The following is an 8674-nucleotide window of genomic DNA, read 5'->3' as shown; positions in this document are numbered from 1 at the left end:
CCCCCCACGCCCACCCCACACACCTTTCTTAGGGCAGGCGCAAAATTTTTTAGTTTTTGGGGCTAGCCTTCGGGTGCTCCATACAGAATCCGCTTGATAGCCTTGGCCTGACCATTGGTGATGTGGAGCTTGTGGAGCTTGAGGGCGGCGATGGCGGCCTCGATGGCGGCGCGGGCCTGGGCTACGGCTTGCCGGTGCTCTGCCTCTGACCTGTAGGGGGGGCTGCGATCGCTCATGCGCTCTGCCGGTGGGGGATAGCTAAAGCTTACGCGATCGGCCTGGATGACCTAGGGGCAAGCTAGCTCAGCTTGGTTGGGAGCTGACGCGGGTGAAGTGGGGCTAACAAGCATAAATATATGCAGAAGGTTTGTGGCGATCGCTCTGGCTCGGAATATTATGCGGAAAGTTTCTGGTGATCTGCTCAAATCAGGTTGATATGCGGAAAGTTTCGGTCTATCTACCTAAATAAGGGCAAATAGGCCGAAACTTTCTCTCTAATAAGATTGTTAGCCTGCTGAGTTACTTGTGGGGGCGCAGCAAGAGGCTATCTGTACATCTTTTTCGCTGAGTAGTCTTCAATCATCTGTAATGAAATAACCTTAGGAATTGAACTGGTCTTATAATTTCGGAGAAATAGTTAAGTACTTTTCCTTTTGCCATTAATGAACTCAGCTAATGCTTGGGTAGAAAAAGCATGACTAACAACCCGTCCAACCAGCACTCTTCTGACAAAGAGGACTTTCGTCTTTACTACCAGCACCAGTATGACAGGATGAAGGAATTAGAACAGCAAAGATTAATTATGACCAATGTAATAGTTACTATTAGCGTGTTGTCTTTCTCCTTGGCATTTACAGATATAAGCAAGCTTAACCTTGTAAGTGGAGTCGGGTTGCCAATAGTAGTAATCATTGCAAACTTAATTGCTATACGCTGGAACCAACGGACAAGAGCTTTTATTAAAATGCATCAGAAACGGGCACATGCTGCATTGGATGCTATTGCGCCTGAAGTGGAGGCACTCGATAGAAGCATACCTAAGCCTTTTGATGGTGACAAAGACATTTTCAGGCGACCAGCATTGCAGAATTATCTTCATGTTTTGCTAATTGTTGTTTCTGCTTTGCCTATTCTTTTGTATGCAAAGATTTTATAAAATAGTTATAGTTTGGGGCGCAGGCTAACAACCCCAACGCAGCGGACGGACGGAAGCCGCTGGTGCTGAGTTCAAGGTTATCTGCCGCCGCTGGTTGGGAACGTTGTACCTTGTTTGTGCACGACTGCCAGCCCCCACAAGGCAAGAATTGACAATTCGGAACGCGATCGGAAAATGACTGCTCGGAGACGCTATGAACTATCGACTTGCAACTGAGGCAGACGCGGATGAATTGGCACGACTGCGCTGGGACTTTCGAGTTGAAGAGACGGATGGAGTTGCAAAAACGACATGGGAACAGTTTGGTCCAATCTGCGCCGATTTCGTCGCAACGGGCATTGCGGGTGGCGAATGGGCATATTGGGTAGCTGACGATGGCGACCGACTGATCGGCTGCGTATGCATTTGTGTGATCAAGAAGATTCCAAAACCAAACAAATTGGATATTCGATTTGGATATGTTACGAATGTCTACATGCAGCCGGAAAGCCGTAACGCTGGGCATGGCACGACGTTGTTGACAAAAGCGATTGAATGGGCGCGAAGCGAGGGTCTAGTAGAGTTGCTCGTGTCTCCAAGTGAGCGAAGTGTGCCGTATTACATGCGGCAAGGGTTTGAGCCAGATGATGGACTGCATATCGACCTTGAACCGTATGTTGTGTGAGCACATATCTGAAACGGTGTTAATCGCTTTCTCTTGGCCCTCTGTGATGTGGCTTTTGTTGAGCTTGAGGGTGGCGATGGCGGCCTCGATGGCGGCTCGGGCCTGGGCTACGGCTTGCCGGTGCTCTGAGTCTGACCTGTAGGGGGGCTGCGATCGCTCATGCGCTCTGCCGGTGGGGGATAGCTAAAGCTTATGCGATCGGCCTGGATGACCGAGGTGCGAGTGGCTTAGCTTGGCTGAGATCTGTAGCGGTGAAGCAAGCATGAATATATGCGGAAGGTTTCTGGCGATCGCTTTGGATCGAAACATTATACGGAAAGTTTCTAGTGATCTGCCCAATTCAGGTTGATATACGGAAAGTCTCTATCTATCCGCCAAATAAGGGCAAACAGGCCGAAACTTTCTCTCTAATAAGATTGCCATACAGCCAAGCAAGGCACTGACAGATAACCAGATGAACTTACTTGCAGTTCCGTATTCATCGCATCATATCTTCCCACCAACCTAGTAAAGGATGGTGACGGTGTGGCATGTAGCGTCCTCTGATTCGTATAGCGGTAAGCACAGATCGTAAAGTAGCAGAAGGGACATTCGCTACCTCTGACCAATACTTGACTATTGCTAAAGTTGATAGGATTTTCAAATTTGGTGCTTCCCGTTGAAAAAAAGAAATTGCTTTCTTATCATCGGTAGCGATCGCCCACTCTCGGTGAACCGCAATTGCACAGGTTGCTGATTCACCATCATCTCCCAGCTCAAAAACATAGTTTACAAAGGTTTCTTCCTCACTCCCAGAATTAAAATCTGCGACTGAAAGCAGCCCCTTTTCCACAGCTGCTTCAAACTGATTTATATCTTCGTTACTCTCGTCTGCTAAGCGTTGTAGAGTCAGCAATTCTCTTTCTCTAACGACTTCAGCGACTACGACTTGAGATGGCAGGGACTGTATGATCTCGATCAAATGCCCAGAAGCACAGAAGTTCAAGACACAACAGGCATCAAGAACTACATGGGAGTGTTTGATTTCCATAATTTGTCTCCCAGTGTCCTAAGCCTGACGCAAATCTAGATGAGCAGATTCTTCAAGCATCCCGCTAGAATGTTCACGTAATGCTTCTGCTATGCGTCGAGCTTCTAAGCGATCAACACCAAGGAAATCTGCGAAGCGTCCTTCAGTGATAAGTCCTTGCTCCAAAGCTTCAATAGCAAGGTGTTGATAGTGGACAGGGAGTAAGTCAGCCCTATGCTTGATCTCTTCTAAACCTAGTTCTTGCTGTACTTTTCTAACCTTTAATCCTCGATCCCGCAAACGATCCCAAGTTCCGGACGGAAGAAGTTCCATGTCTTCTAACCGATAAACAAGGGCTTCTATAGACACCCCATAATAATGAGCAAGAGTAAACAAATTAGTTGGATTAAACTTACCATGAGTTCGATACATATCATTAAATCGACTCAGTAAGCCACTTGTGGGCATTAGAAAATACTTGGCAAAGGCTTCGGCTAATCGTTCGCTCTCTGGAATTCTTTTGTATTGTCCTCGAAGGTCAGAAAAGTCAACGATAGGCTTTCGTCTATGAGCAAGAAAATGGAGATAGCCATGAGCCATAGACCAGCGCCGCCGTTCCTCGTAATGACCCAAGTTTATTGCTATACAACCACCAAGATACTCATCATAGCTATAAATTTCTGAATATTTTGGTGGCATTTTTAGGTAGAACACTCTAATCCCTACACTTTGCTCCAAGATATCTCGAAGCATTGGGATTGGGCTATCTCCAAGTCCAAGCCGTTGGCGTTCTGCGATCGCAATACTTTCTGCCGCCGCTTCTATCGGCATATTGTTTACGCTATATTCTTGAGGATAGTTACGAGCAATTGGAGCATCCATGATCTTCTCAAGCTCCAAGTAGTTGCGGCACAGTTCCTCAAAGCGCTGGATAACTGGACTTATTTGTACCTCTTCTTGTTCACTTCGTTGATAAGCAGCGCGAAACTGAACCTCAAATGGCTCAGTAACAGGAGTAGAGCGAACAAAATCGCTGATAGCTCGTCCGTAAGCACGAGCTAATTTGATTAACTCATTCGGCTTGAGACGCCGCTCTCCCTTTTCAATGGCAACAATGGTAGTTCGTGCAGCGTCGATGACCTTAGCCGCATCAGCTTGGGTCAGCCCACTCTTCTTCCGTGCTTGTTGCAGAAGCTCTCCCAATTTTCGTAAATCAATATTGTCAAGAATGTTGGCAGCCATAGCACTTCCCTTTCACCCTCACTGGGTAGCAAGCTGAAAATCTTGAGATACTTGCTGAACACTCATCTTATTCAAGAAATCTCCTGAAATTTGAGGTTCTACAGTATCCCATTCAGAAATATAGGTTTGATAGAGCCCAATTAAACGTTTTCTCATTTCAAGAGATGTTAAGCCCTCTACTTCATGAGTCCTATCTACGATGTCGTCAAGTTCGGGGAATCTCTTAGTCAAAGACTTCCATTGGAAAGTAGCATTTTCTGAATAATTCAGCAATCCCTTAAGTGTAGAAACTTGCGCCAGCATATGTTGAAGATATAACCTAATATCACCCGCTGGACGAGCGCCATGAGGTACGATGTAACGGGTTTGGTCTTTTAACCGCGAGGCTGCAAGTGATTGTTTTCTTAATATGCAAGATGAACAGTAGCCACATTGGATAGGCTGCTTACGATGCGGGCTATCACATGAAGTAGTCAAAGAAGGTAAATCACAGTTCGCATCTTCTGCCAATTGCTTACACATTTCAGCTTTTGTCCAGAAAAGGAAGGGATTCCGGACTCCAAACTCCTCTCCTATAAGCTCTGATATCAGATTGCTAACCCCAACAAGGGTCAAGGGATGAACTGATCGAGAGTGATCTAGACCAACAGCAGATTTTCGATAGGGGAGATTGATTGCACCAATGCCATTTTCGTATAAGTGTAAAACTCGTCGTCCCATCAGGTAGGCACAAGCTGAACCAAGCAACGTGAATACAATGCCCCTTGCACGAGAAATTTTGTTCTTTGTATGCAAATTGCTCTCAGAAAAACGGATTGGTACTCTGCATAGGTTCAACCGGTTAGGAAAAGATGGTTGAAGCGCTTGAAAGACCTGCTCCTGACGTGCAGAGGCATTTTCATTACTTCCTGTCCCAAATAGCATAAAAGATATTTCGGGTTTTTCCTTAAGGTGAGTGTAAAGCCCTGCTAGAGCGTCAAGGCCACCACTCCATAGCGTTACCTCATCTACATAAGGATCAGAAGATTCAATGAGAAGTTGCTGTTCGACAATACGACCTGTGTTCATTCTTTTTGAAAACTCAAATGTCCATCTACTTCCAGTTGCCCACTCCAGTAGACTACAGAGTTGATTTCGGAAAGAATTTTTATTTAAAATTTCTGGGTGACGCACTGGAAGAACAGCATGAATTCGAGTTTGCTGTTGCCTCAAATTTTGAACAGCTAAACGATCGGATACATGAACGGCGACAGCTAGGTCAATAAGATCAGCGATTATGGAGGGGAATTCTTTCTGTGTGCGGCATTGAAAAGCTCGATCATCTATAGAAATACCCACTTTAGATTCAGTCTTGTTGATGTGATCAACAAGATTAACAGTGCCGTGCCTACTTAGCACATCACCAAACTGAAGTGTATACTCTCTAGAATAGACACTTTTATCATTTGTCGAAAAAGATTCAAGACTCATCCCAATCCACCTCACAAGGCTGTGAAAAATACTTTTTTAGATCCTGAGTAGTTATTTGCAAAGAGCCAAATTTATTGCTGCTCAAAAGTGCAGCTAATTTTTCATGATTTCGGTGATTATGTTTTGCCATAGAGTCGCCTTGAAGATCTAGCTCATTGCCTAGTCTTTGGCGTGGAGGCATTCTTAGTCTAGATACGCTTCCATCAGAAACTATCTTGTTTGACCATGTATCTATTGCCTTATCGATATACGGCTGAATTTCTGCAATCCGTTGATCTAAAGTGTTCGCATCAATCCCCGCATGATGCTGAGGAGTCAATGGAACTTTCTCCTTGAATTCTGATTGATAAACTTCACTAATATATCTTCCAGAAAGTTCCTTAAAGACATTCTCAGAGTCTATGCGCTCCCCATATCTGAGATCGTGAAGAATACTTTTACCCGCATCAAGAGCAAGTTTTTTAAGATCTGGCCGTCCATTAAGATGGTAGCTTAACTCATCAAAGCTCATGCTTAGCTCGGCATATTTCTGTGCGCTAAACTCATCGCCAGAACTAAGAGCTTGGATAATGAAATTACTCATTTCTTGGCAAAGCCTGATAGGAAGATCACCTCTTTGGATTAAATCTTTTTTAAGTGCTTCAAGCATTACCTGAGCACATTCATCACTGTTTGCTTTTCCTTCACAAAGCTGTTGGTACGGTTTTTTGTAAAGCCGTCCAAGCCCATTGTGGACAATATCTCCATCTGGCATGGCAACCTCCGCCTACCGGAGTTCTTTAATATCCCCAGGCTAATCCACAGTCCTGACATTGTCAACTATTTTCTCGATTCAGGAGAAAAAATGTCAGAAAACGGAATCCGTGGACGCTTGAACAGTTCATCTGGAGGGGGTTTACGGCTCAGAAGCATACTCAGTCACAATGAACCTATGTCTTAAGTGTGGGTTAGGCTGTTGAAGCGGACGGGGCAAATCTCCTCGTTGAGGTGCGAGGGAAACCTGCCGCCGCTCAGCTTAGCCGTTATGCCATAAGTTCCTTGTCGTGGTTAGTGCTAAAAGCCTGTCTATGCGATCGCCCGTTTTCTCACAGTTTTAGTTGGCTATAGGGTTGGGCCTTGGCGGTAGAGTTTTCAGCTGTAGGCACTGCTTTGAGCAGGATAGGGGTTAACCTCAAGAGCCACCATCGCTCTACAGTGGGCGGGGATGTAGTTTCCCATACTCAAACTCTTTAGGCTTAACCTGACTGGCCGCGATTCCCATCCGGGGACATTACGTGAGCGCGGCCTCAGCATTGCCCCCCAGAGCTGCCAGCAGTAGCCGCAAGCAATTCCCTCTGGGAAGCTACGCCAACGCAAGCTGATTTAAGAAGTCTTTGCCTTTGTAGCTGAACTGATCGCGATTCTCCCTTCGGGAGACATTCCATGAACGCGAGGGCCGCCTCAGCATCGACCCCCAGGGCCTCTAACACCAGCCGCAGGTTTTCTCATGTGGCTTTGTCGGGGTTGTTGAGGGCTCGGCGCACCGTGGAAGCATAGCTATCGGGGCGGCGGCTGTCGCTGGACTGGGCCTCGGCGGCGAGATTCCAATTACTTGCGGAAACGCTTACCGCGAGGGCACGGGCAACCGAAGGGCGGCGGTGCCTCTACTTGCGGAAACTTTGAAAGCGGGTAGGGCCAGCGCTGGCCCGCCTTACCCCGTCGAGGCGTAGTTGGGTGCAACGAAGTGAAACTTAAAAGCAGCAAGCCTTTGTTGGGTTCCGCTGGCGCTCCACCCAACCTACAAATTAAAGCTTGATAAAGCACTAGTAGACAGCGGCATAAGTGTGGCGACTATTGCCAATCGCGAGAGAGCCGGGGAGCTAGGGAGCCAAGCGTGCCGGAATAGTGGACTTATTTCAGCCTTCGAGTACTAGGGATAATGAGAAAGCCTGTGGAGGCTAGATAACTGTGGCGGATCGAAGTCTGCGCGATCGCGAAGTGTCTCCCAACGGGAGAATCGCCCGCTACTCATCCTGCAGCAGCAGCGCCAGCAAAGGTAAAAGCCCTAGCCGTTCGTGGAACGTCCCCGGAGGGGAAAGCCAGGGCAGAAGTGGTGTGAAACATCCAGAGTGATAGCGGTATCGCTGGATTGACCCACAAATTCTATCGGTAAATCTTCTGTACTACTGCGATCGCTCACAACCCAGCGATCGCGTTTCTACTGGGGGCATCGTCTCATCTTGAGAATACCTTTGAACTATGAGCCGTAATTTTGCCGAAGTCACCGCTACCCTGGCGCAGGTATCCGAAGCTCCATCGCTAACCCCAACGATGGACCAGATACCCTTTGGTGAAATCGGCTTCATTGCGATCGCTTGCCTCTGGACGGTTCAATTCATCCTCAAGCGCAGCGAAAAACAGAACGCTGACAGCTGGGCTATGCTTCAGCGACTACTAGAGTCTCAGCAGAAAACTTCTGAGACTCTCGCCAGGACAAACGCAGAGCTAGTGCTGCGGCTGGCGCGAGTGCATGAGCGACTAGAGAGGATTGAACGGGTGCTGCTCGACAGCGGGAAGGTGAAGTAATGGCCAGGGCGCGAAAGACTCCAACTGAAACGGACATCGCCACAATTGAGCGACTAGCGGGCCAAGGCTTTCGCCTAGAAGATATTGCGATCGCTTGTGATGTCAGCGTTAGCACTCTCCAGAAATGGAAGGAGACCCCAGCGGTAGCCAATGCCTACCGGAAGGGAAGAATTGAAGCGACGAGCAACGTAGCTGAGCGGCTCTACAACCTGGCGATTTCTGGCGATGTGGCTGCCTGCATCTTCTGGTTGAAAGCTCAGGCCGGATGGAGCGATCGCCCCCAACCAGAAGCAACGGCACAGGCTGAAGTGGTGATCTATCTGCCGGATAATGGGCGCGGTGCGGTGGCTTAGCGCTCTGTCTGACATGCGATCGCAGAGCAGACCACACCAGGGCACCCACGCACCACACGCGCACCTATCGACTACTAGGGCATACCCCTACCCCTGTTAAGGTGAACGTTTGTTCTCCTTTTGCTTGAGGAGCCGAGCGGTGGCAACATGGGGATGCTTCGGATTAAACGGCTCCTTTTTAGCAGGTTTTTTGGGACCTCTGGGAGAGGACGAAA

General features: G+C 47.7%; 9 protein-coding genes. 4 read left to right on the top strand and 5 right to left on the bottom strand.

Going from position 1 to position 8674, the window contains the following annotated elements:
* Positions 1–62 precede the first annotated feature (62 nt).
* Positions 63–236 (bottom strand): hypothetical protein, encoded by a 174-nt coding sequence (locus tag IQ273_RS26375; RefSeq protein WP_194026115.1) that lies wholly within the window; start codon positions 234–236, stop codon positions 63–65.
* Positions 237–694: 458 nt separating this feature from the next.
* Here IQ273_RS26375 and IQ273_RS26370 point away from each other — a divergent pair, with 458 nt between their 5' ends.
* The gene (locus tag IQ273_RS26370) at positions 695–1156 is read left to right on the top strand and encodes a hypothetical protein (protein ID WP_194026114.1); all 462 of its coding nucleotides are present in this window, start codon (positions 695–697) and stop codon (positions 1154–1156) included.
* Positions 1157–1349: 193 nt separating this feature from the next.
* Positions 1350–1820: a GNAT family N-acetyltransferase gene (locus IQ273_RS26365; RefSeq protein ID WP_194026113.1), complete on the top strand. Its 471-nt coding sequence runs from the start codon at positions 1350–1352 to the stop codon at positions 1818–1820.
* Between the two features lie 478 nt (positions 1821–2298).
* Here the strand turns inward: IQ273_RS26365 and IQ273_RS26360 are convergent, their stop codons facing one another.
* The 4 genes from IQ273_RS26360 to IQ273_RS26345 are packed head-to-tail and all read right to left on the bottom strand — an operon-like array spanning position 2299 to position 6295.
* Positions 2299–2850, bottom strand: coding sequence for a hypothetical protein (locus IQ273_RS26360; protein WP_194026112.1), 552 nt, complete (start codon positions 2848–2850; stop codon positions 2299–2301).
* Between the two features lie 18 nt (positions 2851–2868).
* Positions 2869–4071 (bottom strand): XRE family transcriptional regulator, encoded by a 1203-nt coding sequence (locus IQ273_RS26355; RefSeq protein ID WP_194026111.1) that lies wholly within the window; start codon positions 4069–4071, stop codon positions 2869–2871.
* Positions 4072–4089: 18 nt separating this feature from the next.
* On the bottom strand, positions 4090–5541 hold the full coding sequence (locus tag IQ273_RS26350) for a 7-cyano-7-deazaguanine synthase (RefSeq protein ID WP_194026110.1): 1452 nt from the start codon (positions 5539–5541) through the stop codon (positions 4090–4092).
* Positions 5531–6295, bottom strand: a complete 765-nt coding sequence (locus IQ273_RS26345; protein ID WP_194026109.1) for a hypothetical protein — start codon at positions 6293–6295, stop codon at positions 5531–5533. The genes IQ273_RS26350 and IQ273_RS26345 overlap by 11 nt, the downstream gene beginning before the upstream one ends.
* A 1484-nt stretch (positions 6296–7779) precedes the next feature.
* Here IQ273_RS26345 and IQ273_RS26340 point away from each other — a divergent pair.
* A complete protein-coding gene (locus IQ273_RS26340; RefSeq protein ID WP_194026108.1) occupies positions 7780–8106 on the top strand; it encodes a hypothetical protein in 327 nt (108 codons plus the stop codon).
* Positions 8106–8459 carry a hypothetical protein gene (locus IQ273_RS26335; RefSeq protein WP_194026107.1) on the top strand — a complete coding sequence of 118 codons (354 nt, stop codon included), beginning with the start codon at positions 8106–8108 and terminating at the stop codon, positions 8457–8459. The genes IQ273_RS26340 and IQ273_RS26335 overlap by 1 nt, the downstream gene beginning before the upstream one ends.
* Positions 8460–8674 lie beyond the last annotated feature (215 nt).

Origin of the sequence: Nodosilinea sp. LEGE 07298, from assembly GCF_015207265.1 — a bacterium.
Lineage (GTDB): Bacteria > Cyanobacteriota > Cyanobacteriia > Phormidesmidales > Phormidesmidaceae > Nodosilinea.
The sequence above is the reverse complement of the archived record's forward strand: the minus strand, read 5'-3'. Positions and strand labels throughout refer to the sequence as shown.

Coding starts and splice junctions, on each gene's coding strand:
- IQ273_RS26375 (WP_194026115.1), bottom strand. CDS start 236: ATGAGCGATCGCAGCCCCCCCTACAGGTCAGAGGCAGAGCACCGGCAA.
- IQ273_RS26370 (WP_194026114.1), top strand. CDS start 695: ATGACTAACAACCCGTCCAACCAGCACTCTTCTGACAAAGAGGACTTT.
- IQ273_RS26365 (WP_194026113.1), top strand. CDS start 1,350: ATGAACTATCGACTTGCAACTGAGGCAGACGCGGATGAATTGGCACGA.
- IQ273_RS26360 (WP_194026112.1), bottom strand. CDS start 2,850: ATGGAAATCAAACACTCCCATGTAGTTCTTGATGCCTGTTGTGTCTTG.
- IQ273_RS26355 (WP_194026111.1), bottom strand. CDS start 4,071: ATGGCTGCCAACATTCTTGACAATATTGATTTACGAAAATTGGGAGAG.
- IQ273_RS26350 (WP_194026110.1), bottom strand. CDS start 5,541: ATGAGTCTTGAATCTTTTTCGACAAATGATAAAAGTGTCTATTCTAGA.
- IQ273_RS26345 (WP_194026109.1), bottom strand. CDS start 6,295: ATGCCAGATGGAGATATTGTCCACAATGGGCTTGGACGGCTTTACAAA.
- IQ273_RS26340 (WP_194026108.1), top strand. CDS start 7,780: ATGAGCCGTAATTTTGCCGAAGTCACCGCTACCCTGGCGCAGGTATCC.
- IQ273_RS26335 (WP_194026107.1), top strand. CDS start 8,106: ATGGCCAGGGCGCGAAAGACTCCAACTGAAACGGACATCGCCACAATT.